The organism is Aeribacillus composti (assembly GCF_031760945.1).
Classification (GTDB): Bacteria; Bacillota; Bacilli; order Bacillales; family Aeribacillaceae; genus Aeribacillus; species Aeribacillus composti.
In genome coordinates this window covers 2957010-2983315 of record NZ_CP134501.1, presented here as the reverse complement: position 1 = coordinate 2983315, position 26306 = coordinate 2957010, and the positions used below count along the sequence as shown (strand labels likewise).

29 protein-coding genes are annotated in these 26306 nt (G+C 37.4%); 18 read left to right on the top strand and 11 right to left on the bottom strand.

Translation table 11 applies throughout. The features are described from left to right. Positions 1–58 precede the first annotated feature (58 nt). Both RI196_RS14520 and RI196_RS14515 read right to left on the bottom strand, forming a co-directional pair. Complete coding sequence (locus RI196_RS14520; RefSeq protein WP_063387284.1) at positions 59–265, bottom strand: DUF1657 domain-containing protein; 207 nt, start codon at positions 263–265, stop codon at positions 59–61. 75 nt (positions 266–340) lie between these two features. Next, positions 341–556 carry an alpha/beta-type small acid-soluble spore protein gene (locus RI196_RS14515; protein WP_063387285.1) on the bottom strand — a complete coding sequence of 72 codons (216 nt, stop codon included), beginning with the start codon at positions 554–556 and terminating at the stop codon, positions 341–343. 249 nt (positions 557–805) lie between these two features. Here RI196_RS14515 and RI196_RS14510 point away from each other — a divergent pair, with 249 nt between their 5' ends. Continuing rightward, on the top strand, positions 806–1051 hold the full coding sequence (locus RI196_RS14510) for a hypothetical protein (RefSeq protein ID WP_144597080.1): 246 nt from the start codon (positions 806–808) through the stop codon (positions 1049–1051). An 84-nt stretch (positions 1052–1135) separates the two neighbouring features. On the opposite strand, the gene RI196_RS14505 is transcribed toward RI196_RS14510, so the two are convergent. The 5 genes from RI196_RS14505 to RI196_RS14485 form a co-directional block, all read right to left on the bottom strand. Then, complete coding sequence (locus RI196_RS14505) at positions 1136–1333, bottom strand: hypothetical protein (RefSeq protein ID WP_144597082.1); 198 nt, start codon at positions 1331–1333, stop codon at positions 1136–1138. Between the two features lie 126 nt (positions 1334–1459). Continuing rightward, complete coding sequence (locus RI196_RS14500) at positions 1460–2500, bottom strand: YheC/YheD family endospore coat-associated protein (protein WP_311066427.1); 1041 nt, start codon at positions 2498–2500, stop codon at positions 1460–1462. Next, a complete protein-coding gene (locus tag RI196_RS14495) occupies positions 2490–3842 on the bottom strand; it encodes a YheC/YheD family endospore coat-associated protein (protein ID WP_311066426.1) in 1353 nt (450 codons plus the stop codon). The genes RI196_RS14500 and RI196_RS14495 overlap by 11 nt, the downstream gene beginning before the upstream one ends. Beyond that, a complete protein-coding gene (locus tag RI196_RS14490) occupies positions 3826–4935 on the bottom strand; it encodes a YheC/YheD family endospore coat-associated protein (RefSeq protein WP_066248962.1) in 1110 nt (369 codons plus the stop codon). The genes RI196_RS14495 and RI196_RS14490 overlap by 17 nt, the downstream gene beginning before the upstream one ends. A 53-nt stretch (positions 4936–4988) precedes the next feature. Continuing rightward, entirely contained in the window at positions 4989–6350 is a 1362-nt protein-coding gene (locus RI196_RS14485; protein WP_130158442.1) for a YheC/YheD family endospore coat-associated protein, read from the bottom strand. 120 nt (positions 6351–6470) lie between these two features. Here RI196_RS14485 and RI196_RS14480 point away from each other — a divergent pair, with 120 nt between their 5' ends. From RI196_RS14480 to RI196_RS14430, 11 genes are all read left to right on the top strand, one after another. Next, the gene (locus tag RI196_RS14480) at positions 6471–7598 is read left to right on the top strand and encodes a DUF445 domain-containing protein (protein WP_311066425.1); all 1128 of its coding nucleotides are present in this window, start codon (positions 6471–6473) and stop codon (positions 7596–7598) included. A 108-nt stretch (positions 7599–7706) separates the two neighbouring features. Continuing rightward, positions 7707–9332 carry a spore germination protein gene (locus RI196_RS14475; RefSeq protein ID WP_311066424.1) on the top strand — a complete coding sequence of 542 codons (1626 nt, stop codon included), beginning with the start codon at positions 7707–7709 and terminating at the stop codon, positions 9330–9332. Positions 9333–9356: 24 nt separating this feature from the next. Next, positions 9357–9590 carry a hypothetical protein gene (locus tag RI196_RS14470; protein ID WP_066248956.1) on the top strand — a complete coding sequence of 78 codons (234 nt, stop codon included), beginning with the start codon at positions 9357–9359 and terminating at the stop codon, positions 9588–9590. A gap of 15 nt (positions 9591–9605) precedes the next feature. Beyond that, positions 9606–10715: a GerAB/ArcD/ProY family transporter gene (locus RI196_RS14465; RefSeq protein WP_311066423.1), complete on the top strand. Its 1110-nt coding sequence runs from the start codon at positions 9606–9608 to the stop codon at positions 10713–10715. After that, entirely contained in the window at positions 10712–11914 is a 1203-nt protein-coding gene (locus RI196_RS14460; RefSeq protein WP_311066422.1) for a Ger(x)C family spore germination protein, read from the top strand. The genes RI196_RS14465 and RI196_RS14460 overlap by 4 nt, the downstream gene beginning before the upstream one ends. A gap of 122 nt (positions 11915–12036) precedes the next feature. After that, positions 12037–12387 (top strand): YlbF family regulator, encoded by a 351-nt coding sequence (locus RI196_RS14455; protein ID WP_066248950.1) that lies wholly within the window; start codon positions 12037–12039, stop codon positions 12385–12387. A 179-nt stretch (positions 12388–12566) separates the two neighbouring features. Then, the gene (locus tag RI196_RS14450) at positions 12567–12983 is read left to right on the top strand and encodes a GreA/GreB family elongation factor (RefSeq protein ID WP_063387297.1); all 417 of its coding nucleotides are present in this window, start codon (positions 12567–12569) and stop codon (positions 12981–12983) included. Positions 12984–13156: 173 nt separating this feature from the next. Continuing rightward, entirely contained in the window at positions 13157–14386 is a 1230-nt protein-coding gene (locus RI196_RS14445) for an ROK family transcriptional regulator (RefSeq protein WP_311066421.1), read from the top strand. A gap of 95 nt (positions 14387–14481) precedes the next feature. Continuing rightward, a complete protein-coding gene (locus RI196_RS14440; RefSeq protein WP_311066420.1) occupies positions 14482–15345 on the top strand; it encodes a Cof-type HAD-IIB family hydrolase in 864 nt (287 codons plus the stop codon). A gap of 97 nt (positions 15346–15442) precedes the next feature. After that, positions 15443–16936, top strand: coding sequence for a coproporphyrinogen III oxidase (locus RI196_RS14435; protein ID WP_130158840.1), 1494 nt, complete (start codon positions 15443–15445; stop codon positions 16934–16936). Positions 16937–17305: 369 nt separating this feature from the next. Then, complete coding sequence (locus RI196_RS14430; RefSeq protein ID WP_311066419.1) at positions 17306–17500, top strand: hypothetical protein; 195 nt, start codon at positions 17306–17308, stop codon at positions 17498–17500. Between the two features lie 204 nt (positions 17501–17704). On the opposite strand, the gene RI196_RS14425 is transcribed toward RI196_RS14430, so the two are convergent. After that, entirely contained in the window at positions 17705–17890 is a 186-nt protein-coding gene (locus RI196_RS14425) for a YhzD family protein (protein WP_066248936.1), read from the bottom strand. A 180-nt stretch (positions 17891–18070) separates the two neighbouring features. Here RI196_RS14425 and RI196_RS14420 point away from each other — a divergent pair, with 180 nt between their 5' ends. From RI196_RS14420 to RI196_RS14405, 4 genes are all read left to right on the top strand, one after another. After that, the gene (locus RI196_RS14420) at positions 18071–19309 is read left to right on the top strand and encodes a metallophosphoesterase family protein (RefSeq protein ID WP_165381992.1); all 1239 of its coding nucleotides are present in this window, start codon (positions 18071–18073) and stop codon (positions 19307–19309) included. Between the two features lie 13 nt (positions 19310–19322). Next, a complete protein-coding gene (locus tag RI196_RS14415) occupies positions 19323–22301 on the top strand; it encodes an ATP-binding protein (RefSeq protein WP_311066418.1) in 2979 nt (992 codons plus the stop codon). A gap of 80 nt (positions 22302–22381) precedes the next feature. Beyond that, on the top strand, positions 22382–23326 hold the full coding sequence (gene yhaM / locus RI196_RS14410) for a 3'-5' exoribonuclease YhaM (protein ID WP_066248928.1): 945 nt from the start codon (positions 22382–22384) through the stop codon (positions 23324–23326). Between the two features lie 70 nt (positions 23327–23396). Next, positions 23397–23591, top strand: coding sequence for a sporulation YhaL family protein (locus tag RI196_RS14405; protein ID WP_063387307.1), 195 nt, complete (start codon positions 23397–23399; stop codon positions 23589–23591). Between the two features lie 272 nt (positions 23592–23863). Here the strand turns inward: RI196_RS14405 and RI196_RS14400 are convergent, their stop codons facing one another. Then, entirely contained in the window at positions 23864–24700 is an 837-nt protein-coding gene (locus RI196_RS14400; RefSeq protein ID WP_311066417.1) for a peptidylprolyl isomerase, read from the bottom strand. Between the two features lie 216 nt (positions 24701–24916). Here RI196_RS14400 and RI196_RS14395 point away from each other — a divergent pair, with 216 nt between their 5' ends. Beyond that, on the top strand, positions 24917–25003 hold the full coding sequence (locus RI196_RS14395) for a YjcZ family sporulation protein (protein WP_063387309.1): 87 nt from the start codon (positions 24917–24919) through the stop codon (positions 25001–25003). Positions 25004–25066: 63 nt separating this feature from the next. Here RI196_RS14395 and RI196_RS14390 read toward each other — a convergent pair whose 3' ends face one another. Next, positions 25067–25246 (bottom strand): hypothetical protein, encoded by a 180-nt coding sequence (locus RI196_RS14390; RefSeq protein WP_066248923.1) that lies wholly within the window; start codon positions 25244–25246, stop codon positions 25067–25069. Positions 25247–25369: 123 nt separating this feature from the next. On the opposite strand from RI196_RS14390, the gene RI196_RS14385 reads away from it, so the two are divergent. Beyond that, positions 25370–25708, top strand: a complete 339-nt coding sequence (locus RI196_RS14385) for a DUF1878 family protein (protein ID WP_063387310.1) — start codon at positions 25370–25372, stop codon at positions 25706–25708. Here the strand turns inward: RI196_RS14385 and RI196_RS14380 are convergent. Then, positions 25692–26294 carry an HTH-type transcriptional regulator Hpr gene (locus tag RI196_RS14380; protein ID WP_066248920.1) on the bottom strand — a complete coding sequence of 201 codons (603 nt, stop codon included), beginning with the start codon at positions 26292–26294 and terminating at the stop codon, positions 25692–25694. The two genes, RI196_RS14385 and RI196_RS14380, sit on opposite strands and share 17 nt — an antisense overlap. Positions 26295–26306: the final 12 nt, after the last annotated feature.

Genomic DNA, 26306 nt, shown 5'->3' with positions numbered 1-26306 from the left:
TGGAAGGGTTCAAGCACAAAATGGGAAATATCAGGAGAGTGAATGGTCCCCTCCTGATTTATAGCTGTTTAAATTGCGGCTCTTCGTTTTGAATGTAATTTAGCCTCGCTTTTAAATGGTCAAGCACTTCCTGTTGTTGTTTTGCAAGGTTTTGGTATAACTGCTTAGCTTGTTGATCTTCTGTTTCCAGTGCGAAGCTATGTAAGTTTGCAACCGCACTTTCACAGCTTGAAATAGTTTCCATCAATTTTGTACCAACTGTCATTTGAAAAACCTCCTTATTCTCAAATAAAAGGAGACACGGGTAGTGCCTCCATAGCCATGAATATTAATTTTTTAGTTATTGTTGTTGGAAACCGCCAATTTGTTGTTGAGCAAGTGCAACTAAACGCTTTGTGATTTCTCCACCAACAGATCCATTGGCACGGGAAGTTGTGTCTGGTCCGAGATTTACTCCGAATTCTGTTGCGATTTCGTATTTCATTTGTTCAAGCGCTTGTTGTGCACCAGGAACTAAAAGTTGGTTTGAGTTGTTGCTGCGGTTTTGTTGAGCCATAATTTTCAACTCCTTGTGAAATTTTTTTTGGCTGGGTTAGCTGGAGTTGCACCAGCGTGAATCAAAAGATTCACTGCCAAACTCGGCTTAACCCACCGGGATGTATGGTGTTCATTAAGTAGTATGAGTAGGATGTAAAAATCTATTCGAAATGAGAAATGGTAATTTCTGTTTTGTGTCGTTACTCTGTAAATCAGACTAGAAAGGGAACATTATACATAAATCAACAACAAATAAAGGAGTTTTCACATGCGAGCCTGTCCGTTATGCAATGGATTTCAGCAACTTCATAAGTATTGTTCCAAATGCGGAGGCATTTTATTGGATGCAGGGAAAATAACTGATTATTTAGATGACTACAGTGCTTATATGGAAATGGACTTGATGAAGCTTTTAGATGGAAAAAGAGATTCACTAAAAAATCATCAATGCATACATCTTTTATATTGCAGCCAATGCCATGAAGAAGAGCATGCAATCATTCAGGAAACATAACGAAAGGGGCTTTTTAAGCTTTAAGCTCTGAATTCTTTTACAGCTAAAATTTAAAAAACCTGATGTGTTTTTCAAACATCAGGCTTACTTTTCGTTAATTTTCTCTATGTCAAATGGCGGTTCTTCTTCCTCGAGGTCCCTTGCTTCTTCAATATTGGTCGCATTGTAACGGTAGTGAACAGATCCTCCTGAAAGACCCTCATTAATCATTCTGTCAATGTCCATAAACGATTGATCACGACCTTCATATAGCGAATCTTTTACTTCCTTATCTTTATCCATAACCGTATTACCCTCCTTATTCACTGGAATTATTCATTAGGTTGCTCAGGAAAAGGGAAAATTATAAAAAGAATGTATGATATCATGGATGATTACAAAAATTTGTGGCTTGTGCATCCGTTTTTATCAAGTTTTTTTGAAATCGATTCGATTTTTTGCTAAATGATGGAACAATTTGCTTAGCTGGACAATTCCGTTTTGGAATATGTCTTTTTCATCGAACACCATCGGTTTCGAATTAACCTCATAAATAAAAATATTTCCTTTTGTATCAATTCCTGCATCAATAGAAAATTCCCCAATGAATTGAAAACATTGAGAGAGTGTGCTGCCAATTTCATGGCAAATAGTTTCCATTTTTTTAGTATCGACACGGTTTTTGACAAAGGAGAAGGGAAGGATAGAGCCTCCATGTACTACATGTGTTGTGATGTTTTTAGATGCGCGCACGCCAATTCCCGAAATAACATATTTGTTTTGACTGTAATGAACGAGAATGCGCAAGTCGTATTTCTGACTGTTAATCTGATCGGAAACGATCTCCTGCTGCATCATATACGGCTCGTTTAGAATGTGTTTTATTTCTTTCCAAATATTTTCCAATGAAGATTCATTTTTTATAGAATTTACCGTTTTGATAATGTAGTTATGTTTGGATTCGGCTGTTATTTTAATGATTCCTTTCCCTTGGCTTTGTCCAACAGGCTTTAAATAAACGGAGGGGTATTTTTCAAAAAATGTATAAAAATCTTGTTTCGATGTTACTAATTGCGATTCAGGTATGACAGGAAGAAGGTGCTTATTTTTTTGCAAACAAGTAATGACATCCCATTTATTAAAAAAATGTCTGTTGAAATAAGGGATGTTTTTTTTGTTTAAAGAGCGGAAAACGAAATCTGTTTTTTGAACTGTATCGCGAAACGGATAGCGATTATAGACAACATCTGGATATAGAAACTTTTTTTTCAACCAGCGATTTTCGTTCGGTTCATATATATAGCCGACGATCGATTTTTCTTTCATGCCAGAAGGTGTAAAAACAAAGCTTGAACTGTTCTGCTCAGCCAAATGTCTTTGTATAGCTTTAAATAACGAAATGTTTCCATAAAAAGAACCGCTTCGATCGTTATCACCAGCTAAAATTCCGACGAGCATTTCATGGGGCATCATAGATCTCCTCAGTTGAAATTGTTTTTTTCATTAAATATTCGGCATATTGGAATGGAAAGCGCAATGTTAGCCGGTCTTCTTGCTGCAAATCTTTATGCATAAAAATGGAGCGGCCAGGCTTCGAGTTCGCTTCAAATAGCCATATGTTCCCGTTATTGTCGATGCCGAAATCAAAACCGATTTCTCCGATTTCACCGTCCATTTTGCGATCAATTGCCTTGCTAATAGAAAGAGCCGCGGTGGAAAGTGAACGGTAAATGTCCTCTTTATTCAGCGGCAATGATAATTCATGCAAAGATTTTATTGTTCCTCCGTTTTTTACGTGTGTTGTAGGATTTCCCTTTCCGGCCAATTTCGCAGCGATTGCACTGACAAGCCAGATTCCGTTTTCGTTCTTGTTTGTGTGCACGCGGAAATCGACAGGATTTCCACTCGATTGAAGAAGGGAAATGCCTTGTTGAGCAATATATTGATCTAATGATCGCTGTGCAAAAAAACGCTGCAAAAAGCCTTCAATAGAAGAGAACAGCTTCAACTGGCCTTTTCCGTTCTCATCATAATAGCAGCAAAGAATTGATCCATTTTTCCGATTTTTCACCAGCTTAAATATTCCTAGGCCAAGGCTTCCGTTTTCAGGTTTTAAATAAATCGTTTGAAAGCGGTTAATCAGCTGTTCAATTGTTTTTATAGACGGAGCATGATATGTCTCCGGCAAGTAATGCCTTACTGTCCCATCTTTGGATAAAATATGATGGACATCCCATTTGTTGAAAAAGCCTGAGTTGAAAAGCGGAATTGAGCGCATAAATAAGTTTTTTTTCGCAGACTGAAAGTAGTCTGAGTTTTCTACCTTCCGATTTGGAAGACGATCATAGATGACATTTGGAAATGGAACGGTTATTTTTACCCATCCGGATTCATTGAATGAATAGCCTTCAATCATCTCTAAATCCCAATGAATTTGATGTATCCCAAATACAAAACAAAAAGCGCCTGTTGAACAGCCGTTGACCACTAATTTTGAAAAAAATATCGATCTGTCGCCCAATGGGCGCAAAAGGGATTTATAAAAACCTGCTGTGAAAATGCCGACAACGGGGCCTAAAAATAGCGTTTCACTATGGACTAAAGCTTTGATCCTAATATTTTTAGGTAAAAGCAGAGATTCGGCAATATCTTTTGAAATATAAATGCTTTGGCTGTCTTCGTCATGGAGAATAGAACGGCACGCTATTTTCCGTTTGCCGAAAGAGATCGCTTCGATCGTTACATGGGAAAAAGAGCTAGGAAGCAATACGGTTTGGTTTAGGTGGTCTGCCTGTTTAATTTGATAAATCATTTATTTCCACCCCGGTTTGTAGAGAATGTTGCAAGTAGCGGGCATAGCGGACAGGAGCTTCGTACAGAACTGTTTTTCTCGCAGGATCTGTTTTTAAAACGACATTTCTCCCTGGTTTAGAATTAATATCTAAAATCCATATCGTTTCATTTTGCAAATCAATGCCGATGTCCACACCAAGCTCAAATAAAGGAGCAAAATTTTTTTCAATTTTTTGCGGAAGATGGTGAGCAAGCTGTTCGATTTGGTTATAAATATGGTTCAATCGCTGCCTTGGAATATCTTTTTCCCATTGTTCAAGGGAAACGACAGAACCGCCTTTTGACAAGTTGGATACATACGTATGTTTTTGACCGATTCGAATTCCTTTTCCTTGCATAATCCATTGACCGAACTCGTTTTTTTGAAATAAAATGCGCAAGTCAAATGGACGCTGCTGTTTGTCCTTTAAAGGGAGCAATCGTTGAAGAATGTATGAGTCAACTTGTCTCTTCGCAAGAAATGGTTTCAATTGATTGAAATGTTTCAAACGGACGATCCTTTGATTCGCTCCAATGAAAAAGTATAGAAATAGCGTCTCCTTTTCCTTTTTAATTACAAGCACTCCTTTTCCTGAACTGCCGTGAATTGGTTTTAAGATACATTCCTCATATGATTGCAAAAATGTATAAACTTGATCGGGATGATGGAAATATTCTGTTTCAGGAAGATATTGATAAATGAATGGATCAGTTTTTAATGTTTTATATTGTTTCCATTTATCTGGGAATCCGTAGCCTAGAAAAGAAACATTTTGTTGTATTTTTAATTTTTGAACGGCTTTTTTGTTTTGAATGGAAGCAGCATCTTTGCCATAAAAACAGCGGTCATAAATATAATGTGGAAGCTGAAAAGTACTTCGCTCCCATTTATTAGATGTCAAATTGAATGTAAATCCCGTTAACGTCCCATTTGCAAATTGTACGTCCAACGGGCGAAACATAATACATTTCATATTCAATTTTTTTGCCGCTTTTGAAATATTTTTAAAATAGGCTGCTTCATGAAAATATTTATTGACTAAAAATCCGAAAGACAAAAGAGGTTCTGCCACAAATATCCGCCTGCCTCCGTTTATCTATATTTACCCAATTATTATATGAATCGTTATGAAACATCATAACCACTTATCAAGTAACAATAACGGATGATTGCTTTGGCAGACGGACGAATGGAAGGATTGAGAGAGTATTCAATATTTTTAGATGGCTTTGTATTGACTTCTAAAATCCATGGTTTCTGATCTTCGCTTACAGCCATATCAATTCCAAATTCCCCGTATTCTCCCTCCACGTTCATTTCAACTGTTTTGGCGGCTTCCAGTGCTATTTCCGAAAGAATGCTGCAAAGATGTAAACAAGTGCTTTTATCAAAAATGTCAGATAAGATTTTTTTAATTTTATACAGCTCACCGCCTTTAGCTAAATTGCTAACAAATTGATCTTTAGCGGAAAGGCGGGCGACAGAAGAGGTTATTTTCCAGTCCTGATGATTGATTTTATGACATAGAAACCTGAAATCAAGCGGTCGATTATCCAATTTGATTGTGTCGATTGTCTGCTGAATAATATGCGGTTCTCTTTTGAGATATGGAAAGAGATGTTTATACATTTCCTGAAAGGAATGAAAAATAATTGGCTGCTCGCTTTTACCGGGATGGGTAAAGTATATTTCGAAAAGATCGTTTCTATTTTTCAAGCGAATAATTCTTCTCCCTTGACTGCCGTTAATCGGTTTAATAAATACGTCTTGAAAATCATTTACAAACACTTGCAAATCTGATTTTTTTGTTAAAAGCATCGTTTTTGGAAGGTAGGGAAGAAGATGCTGGTTGGACGCAAAAATTTTATGAATTTCCCATTTGTTTAAGTAGCGGTGGTTAAACACCGGTATATCGTTTGCAGCTGCAAATTGCAAAAACTTCAAATATTTTTGAGAATACTCTAATTTTCTTGATCGAATCCGATTATAAATCACGTCAGGACAAGGAATGGTTTCCTTTTTCCAATTTTGATGAGATAAATGAAACCCTTTCTTCTGATTTTGCTGCAGATCAGTTAATGTTGAAATACAAAAAAATGCGCCAATTTCCGCACAGTAATTCGCCATCTCTTTACAAAAATCATCAATATTTCCAAACTGGATTTTTTCATCGTCCTGAATAGAATCAATCAATACACAAATGACCGGTCCAAGTTTGAAGGTGTTGGTGAATTTATCATACTGAAGACGAAGCGTTAAAGATTTTATAGGAAGATGAAGAGCGTTGTAAATCTCTTCACTGGCATAAAGAACGATTTTTTCGTTTCGGATGAAGGAGGCTTTTGTTTTAACTGTTTCTTGGCCGCAATGTAAGGAAAACGTTTGGATCAGTGGAAGGGTCAAAGCTTTTTGCAAAGAATCGCTTATTTCCATATAGAAACCGTTTTTTTCTTCGAGTGGAATCATTAAAATTTTTGTTTCTGCCATTTGAATTACCCCGTTTGCTTACAAATGTTAACCGATTTATAATATTAACTTAGGTAAATCATGCTATGATATCGTATGTCTGGCAGTTGATCTTGTGAATAAACAGTGAGGAAGATGCAAATGGAATTTATATTAACATCAGCTATGATGGTCGTAATTAGTGCATTTATTGGCGGTGTTACGAATTACATTGCCATTAAAATGCTTTTTCGCCCATATAGACCAATCTATTTGTTTGGAAAAAAGCTTCCCTTTACGCCAGGCCTTATTCCGAAACGCCGGGATGAGCTGGCTAGGCAGCTAGGAAAAATGGTGATCGAGCATTTAGTTACACCAGAAGGAATCAAAAAGAAAATGGAGGAGGTCTCCTTCCAGCAGAAAATACAATCATTCCTGCTTCAATCGATAGATGCTTGGCTTGCCAAACAAAAAACTTTAACGGAATTACTGGAAGAGTATGGAGTATCCAACAGCAAGGAAATGATTGCCACCCGACTTGAACGAGCGATTGAAAAAAGCATACTTCATTTTTTCAATACAGATCAAAAAGTCAGTCATTTTTTGCCGCAAGAATGGAAGAAGAACATCGAATTGCAAATTCCTAGTCTTGCAGAATGGATTGCAATGAAAGGCGTTCAATATGTTGAAAGTGATGAAGGGAAACAAGCGCTGCAAAGAATGATCGATGACTTTCTTCAACAAAAAGGAACGTTTGGCGGCATGATTCAAATGTTTTTAGGAAACTTGAATATCGCAGATAAAATTCAATTAGAAGCAGCAAAGTTTTTTCGTCATCAAGGGACGATTGATCTGATTTCTTCCATTCTTTTTAAAGAATGGAGCCGATTGCTTGATATGCCGGTTTCTGAGTTTACAAGCAGGATGGACAAAGAAAAGACAAGCTTGTCCATTGCAAAACTTATTTCGGAAAAAATACGTATCTACGAAACATTGGATAAACCAATTTCAGAGCTTATCCAGCCGTATAAACAAGCAATTATGGAAAAAATGCTGCCAGCCGTCATTTCCAGCTCTGTTCTTTATTTGCAAAACAGTGTGGAACAGATTATGAAAGCTTTCGATATCGATGAAATTGTGACGGCACAGGTAGAATCCTTCTCGGTTGAACGTCTCGAAGAAGTTGTACTGACTATTTCCAAAAGGGAATTTAAAATGATTACCTACTTAGGCGCTCTCCTTGGTGGTATAATCGGGTTCGTACAATCGATTATCATTCTGTTTATTTAATCCCATGAAAACAGGCAAACCGCCTGCTTCATGGGATTTTTTACATATTAAAAGAACAATTGGGCACTTTACAAGTAAAAGGTTCAAAAACCGTTAGGGGGATTCGGCATGAGCTTTTTAAAATTTTTTAAGAAATCGATCGATAAAAAGTCATTTGAACAGCTATTAGCAGACAAGGAAAAGCAAGATAGCAGCAAGCAACCGCAAAGCAATGAAACGCTCAAACGCAGCTTGCATGAAAACTTAAAAAAAATTAGAGAAGCATTTGGCAACAGCAGCGACATTGTTACAAGGGAAATAAGAATAGGAAGACAAGGGGAAATCCGCGTCGGGATTATTTATACGGACGGTTTGATTAACAGTGAAGCGAATCATAATTTTGTTATGGAATCGTTAATGTTTGAATTGAGAAGAAATGAAGTGGATCTGAAAGATCTGGCAGGTTTGACGCTGCTCAATTATATAAAAGAAATGGTCTTGACCGTCGGTTCGATTGAAGATGTGCATGATTTCAACGTTATCACGAATGCTGTTCTGTCTGGAAAAGTTGTTTTATTATTCGATGGATACGAACAAGGCTTTGCCGTTGAAATGAAAGGCGGAAAGGAGAGGGGAGTCCAAGAGACAACAACTGAAACAACTATTCGCGGTCCTCGGGAAGGATTTACGGAAAATTTGCGTGTCAATACTTCCCTTATTCGCAGAAAGATAAAAGACCATCGTTTATGGATTGAATCAAAAAAAGTCGGAAAAGTAACAAAAACGGAAGTCAGCATTATGTATATTAAAGGGATTGTGAGAGAAGAAGTGGTGCAGGAGGTCAGAAGCAGAATTGAACAAATTGATATTGATGGAATATTAGAGAGCGGTTATATCGAAGAGCTGATTCAAGATGACTCATACACGCCATTTCCAACTATTTATAATACGGAACGTCCTGATATCGTGGCAGGACATCTTCTCGAAGGCCGCGTAGCCATTTTAGTGGACGGCACTCCTTTCGTTTTAACTGTACCGTCAATTTTTGTGCAATTTCTGCAATCCCCTGAAGATTATTATCAACGCGCAGATATAAGTTCATTAATTCGTTTTCTCCGTTTTTTCGGTTTTTTCACTGCGCTCCTTGCACCGTCTCTTTATGTTGCTATTACAACTTTTCATCAGGAAATGCTGCCGACACAGCTTTTGATCAGTCTTGCCGCCCAAAGGGAAGGCGTTCCGTTTCCCGCATTTATTGAAGCATTTCTAATGGAAATTATGCTTGAAATTTTAAGGGAAGCAGGACTTCGAATGCCAAGAGCTATCGGACAAGCCGTTTCAATTGTTGGAACATTAGTTGTCGGGACGGCAGCAGTAGACGCGGGAATTGTTTCCGCCGCAATGGTAATTGTTGTAGCATTTACAGCTATCTCAAGTTTTATGGTCAGCTCGTATGACCTAGCGATCACCGTGCGGATGTTACGATTTGTTTTTATGGGGCTTGCCGCATCTTTCGGTTTGTTCGGAATTATCCTTGGATTGGTGGCGCTAGTTCTTCATTTGAGCAGTCTTCGTTCATTTGGCGTCCCTTATTTAAGTCCAATGGCTCCGTTTACGCTGGCAGATCAAAAGGACGTTTTTATTCGTCTGCCCCGCCGTCTGCTTATTTTTCGACCACGAGTTTTTAGTTCACAGCAAAATACGAAAAGAGAGAAATCACTTTTTCAAAACGAAAATCAACGAAAGAAGAAATAGATTACCTAAAGGGGTATTAAATGAATGTGGAACATAATCGGCATTCTTTTCGTTTCTGCATGTATTTTTATAATCGAAGCTCTGCTGCTATTAAAACATAAGCTCTGGAAGGATTTTATTGTGTTTATCATTTTTCTTTTTTTAGGAACAGGATTAAGTATTGCCAGATGCATTAATTTTCCTATTCCAAATCCGATTGAATTGCTCACATGGATCTACCAGCCGCTAAGCGAAGCAGTGAACAAAATATTTCAATAAGAGGTTGGTGAAGGTATGTTAGACAACGGGAAAATAACAGCAAATCAATATAAAATGTTAGTTTTATTATTTACGATTGGAAGTTCAATTCTCGTTGCTCCTACTGCATTAGTGAATGATGCGAAACAGGATGCTTGGATAGCAACCATTTTTACGGTCATCATCTCCATTCTTTTAGTGCTTATGTACATTAAAATATATTCAATTTTTCCAAATATGACTCTTGTAGAAATATGCGAGCTTTTGCTCGGAAAATGGATTGGAAAATTCGCGGTTGCATTATTTCTCATGTATGCTTTTATTTTATCCGGTGAATTGCTCAGGGAAATCGGCGATTTTACAACTACTCAAATGATGCCTGATACACCGATCGATGCTATCCATATTGTTTTTATGGGAGTCGTTGTTATGGCAACCCTTTTAGGATTAGAAGTGATTGGACGTTCTTCAGAAATCATTTCATTATGGCTATTCATCCTTTTAGCAATCTATTTCATCGCGATTTTGCCTCAAATCAAAATAGGAAACCTGCAACCGATATTGGGAGAAGGAATGAAACCGATTTTATTTGGGTTTTATCATTTTATTAGTCTGCCGTATTTAGAATTAATCGTTTTTTTAATGATTGCTCCCTTTGTCAATCATCAAAAAGGAGCAGAAAAAGGATTTTTAGTAGGCGTTATAATTGGAGGAATCCTGCTTACATTTGTTGTCATGTTTTCTATTCTTGTTTTAGGTGTCGAAAATACAGCCAGACAAATATATCCGAGCTATGCCCTGGCAAGAAAAATTGAAATAGGAAAATTTTTTCAACGCGTAGAGGTTATTATGGCGGGAATTTGGTTTTTATCTATTTTTTATAAGCTAACCATCAGTTTTTATGCTTTTGTTTTAGGTCTCTCTCAACTATTTAAAATAAAAGATTATCGTTCGATTACTCTTCCTATTTCTATGATGCTGATTGTGTATGCGATCGCCTTCCATCCGAACATCGTTCACTTTTTTGAGTTTGTACATAATATTTGGCCTTTGTACTCTTTAACGATCGGGTTTCTTTTTCCTCTCATCCTGTTGGGTACAGCTCTAATGAAAAAACGTCAGCGTCATGTGAGGGGAAATAGATGAATAAGCGGTTGACAAGTCTTTTATTCATATTGGCGTCCATCATGTTGCTGGCAGGCTGCTGGGATCGGAGGGAGTTAAATGACATCGCAATCGTTTCAGCATTAGGAATAGACAAAGTAGATGATGAATTACTTGTAACGATACAAGTGATCAACCCGGGACAGGTAGCAACTGTAAAACAAGGGGGAATAACAAAAGCTCCTGTTAGAACATTCCAGTCGAAAGCGCGTACATTGTCTGAGGCGATGAGAAAAGTGACAACTTTCTCGCCAAGAGCCGTTTATTCAAGTCATCTCCGCATGTTGATTATTGGAGAGGATTTAGCAAAAGAAGGAATGGGGGAAATTATTGATTATGTAGTAAGGGGGAAAGAATTTCGGACAGATTTTTATCTCTCTATCGCTAAAAACACTAGAGCTGAAAACATTTTAAAAGTACTTAGCCAGCTGGAGACAATTCCTGCACATAAATTAAGTTCTTCATTAAAGTTATCTGAAAAATCATGGGGGCCTATCGAAACAATAGAAATCAATCAATTTGTCAACGAGTTAGTTTATAAAGGCATTGAACCTCATGTGATAGGTGTAGAAATAATAGGCAATCCTGAAGCTGGAGAAAAAATAGAAAATGTTGAAAAAACAAAAGCTGATGCGTATCTCAAATTTGGTAGTGTAGCTATCATGAGGAAAGATAAGTTAGTTGACTGGTTAACGGAGAAGGAAAGCAATGGTCTCCATTATGCATTAGGAAAAGTGCAAAGAGCAGTCATTAATGTGCCATGCAAAGAGAAGAAGGTGGCAATTGAAACGATCCGAACAAACAGCAAGATTCAAACAAAAGTTGACGGTCATCAGTTTAAAGGCACCGTTCAGCTGCATATAGATGGGGCGGTAGCCGAGGTTCAATGCGAACGAATGGATTTGGAGAAAATAGAAACGATAAACCTTTTGCAGAAAAAAGCTGAGGAAAAGGTTAAAAAAGATATTCTGACAGCTATTCAAGCTTCCCAGAAAAAATATGAAGTAGATATTTTTGGATTTGGAGAAGCCCTTCATCGCAGCCATCCGTCGATTTGGCATAAAGTTAAAAAAGATTGGCACTCTCATTTTAAAGATATACCGGTTCATGTGGATGTTGACGTAAAGCTAAGGAGAATCGGCACAATTAATAACTCTCCTCTTCATGAAATGAAACCGTAGCTTCCCGAACTTCCAAAAAAAAATTCCTCAGGGTGTAAGGGAATTTTAAAACTTTTTTGACAGGCGGCCTTGTCATCCTTTATATTAGCTAAAAGGGCTCGCGGAGCGAGGAGGGATTAGGAGTGTCTAATATTTTATATAATTCCGCGTACGATTTGAAAAAAGCATTAGAACAAAGCAAGGAATATATTCAATTAAAAAAATTGTATGATGATGTCCAACACGATGAATCAGCGAAAAACATTTTCCACAACTTTCGCAGCACTCAATTAAACCTGCATGAAAAACAAGTAACCGGAAAAGAAATTACTGAAGAAGAAATTATTCATGCAGAAAAATGCGTTCAATTAGTACAGCAAAACGGCAAGATTGCTGCATTGTTGAAAGCAGAGGAAAGCATGAATATGCTTTTACAGAGGATAACCAGCATTATTTTGGAGCCGCTTGATGAGCTTTATAAAAAAAGTGAATAGTAAAAGAAAAGAATATCAAATCAAGGATTTTATTGAAAAAAGTAAAATATTTGGTAGTCTAGAGTGAGATGTACTTTTTGTGCATCTCTTTTTTCATTTTCAAAATTGGAGGGAACAGATCATGAATCAAAGACTCATTTTCCATTTTTTTATTAAAGAAAAAGGAGGTGGCATATTTTATGAGCCATAGTACGCTATCCAGCTTAAAAACGGCATTGCGAGAACAATTAACGCTTTTTCAGAAACAACAAAATGACAGAACTTCTCCAATCGGCCGATTTTATATGAATAATCAAAAAAAGTTTTTGCAATATGTAAGGGAATTGGAACAGCTTTTTAATCAAGAAGATGAAGATATTTTCACAAAAGTTTTTATTGGGGCGACAGTGAAAATTGTATATTTGGAAGAAGAGGATGAAGAAACATATACAATCTGTTTTCCTGAAGAAGCTGATCCTGACCAAGGGAAAATTTCATTTTTATCTCCCATCGGTAATCAGCTGCTGCTTGAAATGAGAGGAAATTCGATTGATTTAGACATACCTGGAGGAAAAACAGCTGTTAAAATTTCTGAAATCCATTATTTAGAAAAATAAATTATGAAACATGAAAGGGGAGAAATCCCCTTTCATACTCTCTTCATTTCCTCTTGCAGCGTCGAGCTGTAGGAATTTCTAATAAAATATTACTTGCGAAAACCTTGATTCATTGAGATACTAAAATGTAAGGGTTTACATTACGAGCCTCTGTATATTTCGGGGTGGTTGTCATGAAAGATAAAAAAATTGTCGGCAGTTTCCAATTAATGAAATCATTGAATAAATCTTTAATTCTTAATACAATTCGGACACACGGATCGATTTCAAGATCTGACATTGCGAAAGAAACAAAATTAACACCTCCGACAGTCACAAATATTGTAAATGAATTGTTGGAAGAAGGATTGGTAAAAGAGTGGCAGACCGGATCTTCCAGCGGGGGAAGAAAACCCATTTTGCTGAAAATCAACTCATCGAATTTTTATGTTTTCGGTATTGATATTAGCCCGAGGGAAATCCGATTTGCCATCACGGATTTAAACGCTCAAACACTTTTATATAAAACAATCACGATGAAAGAAGAGATGACGAGTTCACGTTTGTTCCAAATGATTGCCAAACAGCTTTACATTATGATGGATGAAGCTTGTATAGAATTAAAAAAATTTGTAGGAATTGGCATCGGTATTCATGGCAGGATTGACGCAGATGAAGGTTCAAGCGGTTTTGCTCTCCAATTGCAGCATCGAAATGTACCGTTAAAAAAAGAGCTTGAAAAAGAATTTCGTCTTCCTGTCAAAATTGAAAATGATGTTCGTGCCATGGCAATAGGCGAAAACTGGTTTGGCAGCGGGGTGGGAATTAGCAATCTTGTATGCATTAAGATCAGTCATGGAGTTGGGGCAGGTTTTATTTTAAATAAGAAGCTGTTTCATGGAACGAACGGACTAGCGGGTGAAATCGGCCATATGTTTATAGAAAGCAGCGGTTTGAAATGTTCGTGTGGGAATGACGGATGTTTAGAGGCGCTTGTTGGGTCTGAAGGGATTAAACAGCGTACATTAAACAAAATATCGCTTGGGTATAAAACGAAATTAATAGAACGGACAAACGGAATGATAGAAAATGTGAACGGACAACTGATTTATGAGGCTGCATTAGAAGGAGACCTGCTTGCTAAAGACATATTAGAGGAGACTGGCAGGTATTTAGGAATTGCCATCATGAACATTATCCATTTATTCAATCCAGAGCGGATTATTATTGGGGGCGGATTGGCAAAGGCAAAGAATTTTATTTTAACTCCGATTCAAGAAGTGGTTGAACAAAGAGCTTTGACAGAGCAAGCGAAAAAAACAGAAATTGTGTTGTCAAAGCTGGGAGATCAAGCGACGGTCATTGGCGCTGTTGCCCTAGTGCTAAATGAAATGTTTTCTGTTCAATATGAATCGGTGTCATAATGTTTCCCCTTCCTTTAGTACACAAAAGTTCTAATTTGTCTCACAAGGACATATTTTCATAATAGAATTTAACAACAAGAGAAGGGGGACAACACATGCTCTACCGCTTGCTTGCCTTAAATATCGACGGAACGCTCCTCCGTTCAAATGGACGCCTTCAGCATTCTACGAAGGATGCGATAGAATTTGTTCAAAAAAAGGATGTATATATTACTTTGGTGACGAACCGCCATTTTCAATCGGCAAAAAAAGTTGCAAAGGCGCTCAAAATAGACAGCCACTTAATTACTCATGGGGGAGCGTTCATCGGAAACCGTTTAGATGAACCTCTTTATGTGAAGCGAATTTCAGAAGAAAAAACATTTAATATTGTGCAAGTGCTCGAATATTTTAATTGTAATATTCGAATCATTCATGAGCGTTTTTCGATCGGCAACCGGAAAAAAATCTCTTCAAATCTTGTAAGCAAAATGCTATTGAATTCGTCAGATCCGCTTTTTTATCCAATACAATTTGTAGAATCTCTTGCTGATGCGTTAATTGATGAGCCAGTAGCTGCCCCAAAAATTGATGTATATTTTGATACGAAGGAGGAATTGAAAGAGGCGGAAAAAACGATACTTGATTCTTTTTATGATGTAGATGTGATCGAGGTTCATGACGGAAAAATTGAAATTGTTCCAAAGGGAATATCTAAACTGAATGGCTTGCAGGTACTTGGCAATCATTTAGGCATTAAGCTGGATGAAATGGTCGCAATCGGCGACGGCCTTGACGACTTGGATATGATCCAGCAGGCAGGTTTGGGGGTTGCGATGGGGAATGCCCCGTTTGAAGTAAAACGGGCAGCAGACTGGATCACGAGGTCGAATGATGAACAAGGCGTTTCATATATGGTAAAAGAGCATTTCCGAAAACAATACCCAATTAAATTTTTAAATAAAATTAAAAACAGATAAAAAACATCCGCTTCTTAGGATGTTTTTTTCGTATTGACTGAAAAAATCCCCTTTAGTACACTATAAGGAGTTTTATTCTATTCGACAAGGTGATCACATGCGCATTCAAATCAGCGGCATAAATGATGAACGTTTTATGCGGCCTCTTCAGTTAATATCTAATTTGTTTTTTGAAGAAGCCGAAATTTTTTTAAAACCTTCTGAACATGATATCGAAGCATTATTCAATTTCGAATTCAGACAAAGTGATTTTCGGTTGGCTTGCGAGCTAAAAGCAGAAGGAAAAACGTATGAAGCTTTTTTAGAAAAAAGCTTTACCGCAACAGATGAAAAAGAACAATTCAAACAAATGAAGCAGGCGGTATTGAATGTTTATGTAACAGCTCTTCAACAGTATACGGGAATTACGCAAAAATGGGGGATTTTAACAGGTGTCCGACCCACTAAGCTTTTTCATAAAAAGAAGCTTGAAGGAAGAAAAAATGAAGAAATTTATAAACAATTAAAAGAAGATTTGCTCGTATCAAATGAAAAAATTCGCATCATGGAACAAATTGTAGAAAAACAATTAACTGTTGTTCCTGATCTTTACAATTTGACAAAAGAAGTAAGCATTTATATCGGCATTCCTTTTTGCCCGACAAAATGTGCATATTGTACCTTTCCTGCCTATGCTATTGGCGGCAAGCAAGGAAAAGTTGATTCTTTTCTCGGCGGTCTGCATTATGAAATGAGAATGATCGGCGAATGGCTAAAAGAACGAGGCATCAATATTACGACCGTTTATTACGGCGGAGGGACACCGACAAGCATTACGGCAGAAGAAATGGATATGCTTTATGAAGAAATGTATACATCTTTTCCAAATGTTGATCGCATTCGGGAAATCACAGTAGAAGCCGGCAGGCCGGATACAATTACAAGAGAGAAGCTGAATGTTTTAAAAAAATGGAACATAGACAGAATCAGCATTAATCCTCAATCATATATACAGGAAACATTGAAAGCAATCGGAAGACATCATACAGTTGAGGAGACGATTGAAAAATTTCATTTAGCTAGGGAAATGGGCATCAACAACATCAACATGGATTTAATTATTGGACTGCCGGGGGAAGGGTTAAAAGAATTTGAGTTCACCCTTGAGGAGACAGCCAAATTGATGCCTGAATCATTGACTGTCCACACGCTTTCCTTTAAGCGGGCATCGGAAATGACAAAAAACAAAGAAAAATATAAAGTAGCTGAACGAAGCGAAGTAGAAAAAATGATGAATAAAGCGGTTGAATGGACAAAGGCAAATCATTATGAGCCTTATTATTTGTACCGTCAAAAAAATATTTTAGGAAATTTAGAAAATGTCGGATATTCCCGGAAGGGTTATGAGAGTATATACAATATAATCATCATGGAAGAAATGCAAACGATTATCGGATTAGGCTGCGGGGCATCAAGCAAATTGATCGACCCGGTTTCCCGGGAAATCACTCATTTCGCCAATCCGAAAGATCCGAAATCGTATAACGATGGCTTTAAACATTATACAAATGAAAAAATCAAATTGCTAAACGCTCTTTATGGCGAAAATTGATAATTTTACGCTCCACATACGTATCGGGTCGTGTTGAAAGGAGGGCCCGATAGAAAACAGGAGCTTGGGAACGTCGAAAATGGAGAACGATTCCCGTATTTCCCTAAAAACACTTTAGAATAAATTTTAATAGATGAGATCGCGAGACTTAATCATAAAAGCGATTGCGCCATTAATCTGCAACAAACGTAGCCGGCAGACTTCAGACAAAACATACAAAAGCAAGTAGAGAAATACGAGCTCTTCTCTACTTGCTTTTATTTTTAGGACTTCTTGGACAGCCTCTGATAAATCTGTTTCATCATGTTAGCTTTAAATTAATGGGATGATATTGAAGGGGGCTCTGTGAACAAAATGGGAGATAATAAGATGTTCATCATAATTGGAATAGTCGGTCTTTTAGCTATTACTTTTTCAAATTTAGTTCTTAAACATGATGTCGTCGCGACCATTATTAGCATTGTTGTGATCGGGATTTTAGTGAGCTCCAGAACCAAAATCATCCTAATTTTTGAGAGGCAGTTTTGGAAAGAAAAATGCCCCCCACAAAATGCAGGGGACTAGGAAAAAACTGATTTTAGATGCCCACTACAATTTTTCCACACGGGTAAATGGCTAAAAAGCGTCATATCCATTTAGATATTTTAAATTAGCCTCATAAAATTTGGGGAGCAGGATGAATATAGCGGGCGGCTTATGCCGCGCAGTATTTTTGTTGTGAAAGACTTCCCCTGTCATTGTTTTGTGGACTGTCAATCCTGTTAAGTTTTAGCGATGAAATAAAACAAGCCGGCCAGAAGAAGTAACTAAGCGATGCGCGGTATTTAAACATTGATGCTCCTTCAATATTTCTGAACCGATTTCTTTTGCCTCTTGTTCTGAATTTGCTTCAAACTTTTCATTTAAAAGCAGTTCTCCTTTGTTTGTAAACGCAGTTAAAAAATATGTCGGCATTTCAAACATCCTCCTTTTTTAAAAAATATATTTCTTTTTCCTGAAAAAAAATCCTTTCAGCTTTTTTTTAAAAATTTTTTGGCAGGGGGCCCGGGTACCGGGATGTATTTTTTCACATTAAAATGATATAATATGGAAAAGCAAACGTACGTTCCGGAAACGAGTGAAAAGAGGGAGACTATGACTCGCCGCATAACATTTATACATACGGCAGATTTGCATTTAGATAGTCCGTTCACAGGGCTTGAGCATTTGCCGGAAAGCATCTTTAAAAGAATTCAAGAAAGTACTTTTACGGCATTTGAACGTGTAATTGAACTGGCGGCAAAAGAAAAAGTCGATTTTATACTGATCGCAGGAGATTTGTATGATGACGAAGACCGCAGTTTGAAAGCCCAGTTGAGATTAAAGAAACAGTTTGAACGGCTCAATGAAGAAGGCATCCAAGTTTTTATTATTTTTGGAAATCATGATCATACAGGAGGTAATTGGGTTCATATTCAATGGCCTGAAAACGTTCATATTTTTTCCGATCGTGATGTAGAATGTATACCGTTTGTCCGCGACGGAAAGGTTTTAGCCAACATTTACGGCTACAGCTATCCGACTCGTTCGGTTACAGAAAATATTGTCTATAAATTTCAAAAAAGAAGCGAAGCGCCGCTTCATATCGGTCTTCTTCACGGCACCGCGTCAGGGACGGAAGGACATGAGCCGTATTGTCCTTTTACGATTCAAAATTTATTGGAAAAAGATTTTGATTATTGGGCTTTAGGACATATACATAAACGGCAAATTTTACATCGTTCCGACCCTCCGATTATTTATCCGGGAAATATTCAAGGCCGCCATAAAAAAGAAACGGGAGAAAAGGGAGTGTATCTTGTAGAATTAGCAGAAGGCGGGAAAAGCGCGTACCGATTTGTGCCGGTATTTGACATACTTTGGAATGAAATCAAGCTCTCTGTAAATGAAATAGCTGCTGTTAGCGAGCTATATGATCATATTCGAGCGGTAAAGGAACAGCAGAGACGAAATGGCTCGGCTCTTTTGACAATTATGCTAGATGGAGCTTCATCATTGTTTTGGGATCTTATGGATCAGGATCATTTGGATGAGCTTGCGCAAATATTGAATGAAGAGGAAGAAGGAAAGAACGAATTCGTTTGGATTGTTTCCATTCAACATCAAATCGTGCCGAGCGACGACTTTTTCTCCTCCTCTTACATTTCGAAAGATTTTGAACAAATTTTGGATCATTTTCATCAATTTGACGAAGCGATGGAGCCTTTATATAAAAATCGTTTATTTCGGCGTTTCTTTCAATCTTTCACAGAAAATGAAAAAGAAGAATTGATAAAAGAAGCGAAAACAATGATTTATTATGAGCTGTTTAAGCAAGAATGGAAGCGGTCGTAAAAAAGGTGATAAGATGAAAATAAAAGAACTGCATATTTATGGCTACGGAAAATTTGCAGATAAAAAAATTTCATTTTCGGATCATGGCATACAAGTCATTTACGGTTTAAATGAAGCCGGAAAATCGACGCTGATGTCTTTTATCCATAGCATGCTGTTCGGATTTCCCGTTAAACAGCATCCGGATAAACGGTTCGAACCGAAAGCGGGCGGAAAATACGGCGGGGCATTAATCATCGAATGTGAAATTTACGGAACAGTAAAAGTGGAACGCGTAAAAGGGAGAGCCGCAGCGGGGGATGTAACTCTTTATTTCCAAGATGGACGGACAGGAGGGGATAAAGAGCTGGCTGAAATTTTAAAAGGAACCGACAGACCAACATATCAAGCGATTTTTTCCTTTGATTTATTCGGGCTGCAAAAAGTGTATGAGCTGAATCGTGAGAAGCTGGGAAAATATTTATTTTTAACAAGTGTATTCGGGTCTGATCAGTTATATCGTTTAGAGGAGAAACTGCAGAGAGAGCAGGAGGATTTGTTTAAACCGAACGGACGAAAACCGTTGCTGAACAGATCGTTAAATGAACTGATGGAGGACTTTGCAGAACTGCAACATGCAAAAGAACAGCAGCGCGCTTACAATTTTTTGATCAAAGAAAGGGACAGCTTAGAGAAGCAGCTGAAGGACTGCCAGAACGAGAAGGTGACGCTGAAAACAGAACGGAAAAAAGTGGAAAAACAAATAGCAGTTCTTCCCCTTTTGGAAAGACGGAAAGAATGCTTGCAGCTGCTAAAAGATTTTCCTGACGGCATTCAATTCCCGGAGGACGGGCTTGTGCGGCTGGAAAAGCTTTCGGCAAGAAGAGACGAAGTTTTAGAACAGCTGGGAAGGGTGCAGGAAAAAGAAAAGGGGATCGAGGATTCCTTATCAGCCTTGAAGATCGACGGCCGTCCAGCTGACGAGACAATATTTGAGGAATTAAAAAGCCAATTTCCCCTCATCCAAAAACAATTAGAAGAGCAAAAACTTTTCATTGTTCAACAACAAATGCTGGAAGGACAGATTCATGAGGAGCTCATCTATATTTTCGGCCATCAAGATGAAAATGCTATAAAAAAAATCGACACATCTGTTCGCATGAAGGAAAAAATAAAGGATGCTGCGAAGAAATATGAACAATTATTTCAAAGAAAAAAGCTTCTCGATGAACAATATGAGCGTGCCCAATATTCGCTGGAAGAATGTGAGCGCCGCATAAAAGAATACGAATCTTTTCTGCTTGATCCATCTGAAAGGGAAAGATTAATAGAGGAGCAGTCAGCCATAGAACAAGAAATGGCGCAAACGGCCGACAAACATTATTTAAAAGAGCAGATTGCCCAGTTAAAAGCAAAAATCAATGAAAGAGAAAAAAAGAATCGGGAAAAATTAAAAAAATGGAAAATTCTCACTGTATCTTTGCTATCTGTTTTTGCGTTTGCCATTGTTCTTTCGTTCGTTTATAAGAATTGGCTGTTTTTAACAGCGTTTCTTCCTTTCATCATTGTTTTCTTTTTCTTCCGTCCACAGGATGATGAGCTGTTAAAGCATTTACAAAATGAGCATGGACAGCTTGTGAAAAAACTTGATAAACAAAATGATTCCCGAATCTTGGAAAGAACGTTGCGTTTGAAGCATATTAAGGAAATATTATGGAAGGATCAGCAAGTCCGCCAAAAAATTGAGATCGAGAAGATGAATTATAAAGGTAAAGAACAAGCTTATGAACGGATTCTTTCGTTATATGACGAATGGGAACATGAAAAGTATCAATTGCAACATTTAATTTTCCCGTTTTATGAACATTTTCATCTTCCGAAAGAAGCCGAAGGATCACAATTGCTTGAGCAGTTTGAACGCATCGCAAGCTGTCAAAAGCTGATAAGAGAAAAAAGAATGTTAGAGGAAAAAGTTCGTTTGTATGAAGAAAACTTAAATCAGTTTAGAAAAAAGTTTGAGCCTTTGTGTGAATATTATAACATTCGTGCCGACTCAATTGAGAAACGCTATTCAGAACTGAGAAGAATAATGGAAGAAAATATAAAGAAACGATCGCAAAAAGAGGCATTGATGAAGCAGCTAAAAGAGGTTCAAGAGGAAAAAACAAAATTTCGTTTGACCTTTCAAAGCATTGAAAGAGAATTAGAGAAGCTGTTTCAGTCAGCCGGAGCAGCAAGCGAGGAAGAATATAGAAAAATAGGAATGCTCAAAAAAGAGAGAGAAAAAATCGAAACCGAATTAAACTGGATTGAAGGGCAGCTGCGAACGAAAGGATTATTGACATCAAGCGATATGAACGATTATCAAAATGAGAGGGCTTTGAAAGAGCGAGAAACATTTCTTGAGGAAAAAGAAGAAGAACTCGAAAAAATGGAGGATTCTATCCGGAAGAAATTAGCGGAAACAGAAATAGAGATTAGAAAAATAGAACTATCAGGTCTATATTCTGAGTTGAAATATTCGTTTGAAATGAAGCGTTCTGCAGCAAAAAAGCTTGCGAAAAAATGGGCGGCAATGGCAGTGGCAAGAGAGATGCTGAAACATACGACGAATTATGTTCGAAATGAAAAAATGCCGAAGTTGTTGCATAAAATGGAATATTTTTTCCGAATAGCAACGTCTGGGGAATACGAAAACATTTATCTGGCGGAGGGTTCGCCTTCTTTCTCAGTGAAAAGGAAAGACGGGCTTGTTTTTACGGCTGAAGAACTGAGTCAAGGAACAGCTGAACAACTGTACACGGCGATCCGGTTTGCGCTGGCAGAAAGCATGCAAAAGAGAATTCATCTTCCATTAATGATCGATGACAGCTTTGTGAATTTTGATCATTTGCGCATAAAAAATATTGTGAGTATTATGAGACAGCTGTCGGATCATCATCAAATGCTGCTGTTTACTTGCCATCAGCATATATTATCTTACTTTCAAGACGAAGAAATCATTTACTTATAAAATATATTTGTCAGACCGTCGCACATTTGGTTCGTATGCTATACTATAAGTTACGAGGCGGAAAGTGGAAGGAGAATACGATGGCTAAAGGAATTATTCATTACAATGTTGGGGAGCAGGTAGATCTTTTTTTGCTGATAAAATCAGTAACAAAAGGTATTGCAAGCAATGGAAAACCTTTTTTAACGTTAATTTTGCAAGACCGTTCCGGGGAAATTGAAGCAAAACTATGGGATGTGAGCAAAGAAGATGAAGAAAATTATCTGCCTCAACAGATTGTTAAAATATTTGGCGATATCCATCATTACAGGGGAAGAAATCAACTGAAAATCCGCAACATCCGATTGGCAGAGCCGCATGAAAATTTAAATGTACAGGATTTTGTAGAAAGAGCGCCATTATCTCAAGAAGAAATGGTTGAAAAAATTACGAAGTACATATTTGAAATGAAAAATCCAAACATTCAACGGATAACAAGATTCTTGATGAACAAGCATCAAAGCGCTTTTCTCTTATATCCGGCGGCGACGAAAAACCATCATGAATATGTATCAGGCCTTGCCTATCATGTTGTTTCCATGCTTGATCTTGCCAAAGCGATTGCTGACTTTTATCCGAGTTTAGACAAGGATTTATTATATGCCGGGGTCATACTTCATGATCTTGGCAAAGTAATTGAGCTGTCGGGCCCCATTTCCACTTCTTATACAGTTGAAGGGAATTTGCTTGGGCATATTTCCATCATGGTAAACGAAATTGGAGAAGCAGCGAAGGAACTTGGGATTTCCGGCGAAGAGGTCGTCATTTTGCAGCATATGGTATTGAGCCATCACGGGAAACCGGAATGGGGAAGTCCGAAAATGCCGATGGTTAAGGAAGCGGAAATTCTCCATCATATTGATAATATCGATGCTAAAATGAACATGCTGGACCGGGCGCTTGAACGAGTCAAGCCGGGAGAATTTACGGAACGGATTTTCGCTCTGGACAATCGCTCATTCTATAAACCGTCATTTCATCGATAGAGAATCATAATATAGAGCCCCTTGCATAAAATGAAATAAAAAAAGCTTGTCTATGCAAGGAGGAGATGGAATGACGTTTCTGCCGTGGTGGGTATATTTATGTATTGTTGGAATTATTTTTAGTGCATATATGGCATATAAAACAGCTAAAAAAGACAAAGAAATAGAAGAAATTTTTATTGAGCGGGAAGGAAATGTATATATCGAAAGAATGAAAAAAGAAAAAGAAAAGCGAGCGAAAGAAAAGATGACATCTGCAAATTAGAAACTAAATTGTGTCGGCTTTTCTACTATGCTTTCAATTTCATCTATCCGACCAGCGGGAGCGCGACGATTTTCGGAAAAACATCATCAAACATTCAAAAGACATCAGACAAAACGTGAGCCGCTTTAATCCGGATAAAAAGATCCATTGTCAACCCGGCAAAGCTGGTGCAGGTTGATAAAAAAACATTTATATACGCTCACATGTTTTGAATGCTAAAAAGGGGGGACGAAGCTTTGCTTTGAGTCCCCCTTTCTTCTATATGCCATATGTTAATTTTGGGTTTCAAACAAATCTTTTAGATCTTTGTCGTTTACTTTTACATCTGCGTTTTTAATTACTTTGTCAATAGCTTCCTGCATCAAAGACGGATCAGATATTTTCTGTTTTTTGACATCTTCTTTCAGGCTGTCTTTCATTTCTTCGAATGGTTTTACCGTCTGAGTGATTTTAATAATGTGGTACCCGTATTCTGTTTTAACAGGGTCGCTGATTTCTCCTTCTTTTAATTTAAATGCCACATTTTCAAATTCTTTCACCATCTGGCCTTTGCCAAACCATCCAAGATCTCCGCCGTTGGAGGCAGATCCGTCGATCGAATATTCTTTTGCCAAATCCTCAAATTTTTCGCCTTTATCAAGTTTTTCTTTTACTTCTTTCGCTGTTTTTTCATCTTCCACTAAAATGTGGCTGGCGCGTACTTTTCCTTTCAATGAATCATAATATTCTTTTAAATCTTTATCTGTAATTTTAATATTCGCTTCTGTTGCCTTCTTGCGGAGCAAGTCGACCTTCACGATTTGTCTCAAAACCTTGTCTCCGTATTGCTGAGCAATTAAATCGTATTGGGGGCCGTACTGCTGTTTCATTTTTTCGAGCTCTTCATCAATTTCTTTGTCGGAGACTTTAAATTTTTCGCTTAATACTTTTTCATGCACAAGTTCTTGTAAAACATCTTTACCAAAACGGTTTTTCAATGCTTCATAAAATTCGTCCTTCGTAATATCTCCGGCTTTTGTTTCAACGACCGCATCATTTGCACCGTTTGAACATGCATTCAAAGCGAATAAGCTGGCCGTTGCGACAACCGCTAATGCAAATTTTTTCATAATTTACAACTCCTACCTTTTTTTGTCTATCTAAAACAAATATACTCACATTTTGACATGAAACTATATGATTTGCAACTGTTTGTCCAAGCAATGGAAAAATCGTTTCGAATTTTGAATTTGGGTTAAGAAAATTCCAGTAAAAAGGACAAATGCCTATGCGAAAAAAAGAACAGTGCATACGATAACGTAAAGACACAAAAAGGGGGTGTCGTGATGAGCGGAGGATATGGTGGAGGCTTTGCGTTAATCGTTGTATTGTTCATCTTACTAATTATTGTTGGTGCTGCTTGGATCTATTAATGGTTTCAAAAAAGTCGGCAGAAGAGGTTTTCTGCCGGCTTTTTTAATGAAGTAAAAAAACTTTTAAGTAAAGGAAATTTCTATGTATGATGAAATTAGTAAAATGGTAATTAAGACATTAATGGTGCGGAATACGTTTGACTGTTTTTCTTCAGGGAGTTCACGAATGGAACAAAGAGCAGTTGTCAGTTTGTTTATATAAAATAGAATGAAGACGGCAAAAATGATAAAATATAATAGCATTTGAAATCCCCCCTTCCATTCATACCTATTACAATATCAAAATAATGACAAAAAAGATAGGGTTATGGGAAATTTTTGGGGAGTTTTCAGCCTCCATTATGAACCGAAGAAAGATGTGATGGAATGAAAGATTTAGAAAGAAGACTGGAAACTCTAGAATATTATATGTCTTTGTTTATGAAAATGATGAATATTGAAATGTATCCTTTCTACAAGCTCGTGATGGAAAAAGGGCTTATGAAGGAGGAAATAGAAGAGGTTTTTCGCATATGCGATGAATTAGCAAAGGAGCATAAGGAGCAAAAAGCGCAAGGATTTGTATATTTTGAAAATCTCCTTACGCTTTTTGCCGGACAGCTGACGCCAAAGCTGGATGTCAATGAAACGATCGATGCCCTTTATTTACAAGGGCTGTATACTGAATTAATGAAAGACTTAAAACGAACTATTGATTCACTGTAGTTTTTAAATAAGAATGTTCCTCCACATCTTTCTTTTTCTTGATTTTTCCGTCTTCAATGACAAAGTCATTTTCGATATTATTGAATGAGCGTTCAAAAATTGTCATGAAATCGTCTCCGTAAATGTTTCGGATAATTGCTGTAATTTCGATCATTTCAGGAAATTTTCCGTATAGATTTTGCAGCGGAAGTGCGCCTTTCAGAACGGTGTTTTTGGATGGATCATAATCTTCAAGAAGCTTAAGCAGCACTTCCTCTCCTTTTTCTGTTAATTGTATGTAAGTATTTCTTTTATCATTTTCTTTTTTGGAAAATTTTAAATAACCGCGTTCTTCTAACTTTTTCGAAAAGTTGAATGCCGTCGATACGTGCATGACCCCAAATTTTGCGATTTCTGAGATCGAGGCTCCTTTTAAATGATAGGCGATCCATAATATATGATGTTCATTGATGTTTAAATCATATGGTTTAATCCAGCGCTGCCAATCCTTTTCAATGGATTTCCAAAGCGCTTTGCTTAGCTGAGCGACACGCTGGCTGAACAGAAGGGCATCTTTTATTGTATAGCTGTCGAGCGATCTCTTCAATTTTTCCACCTA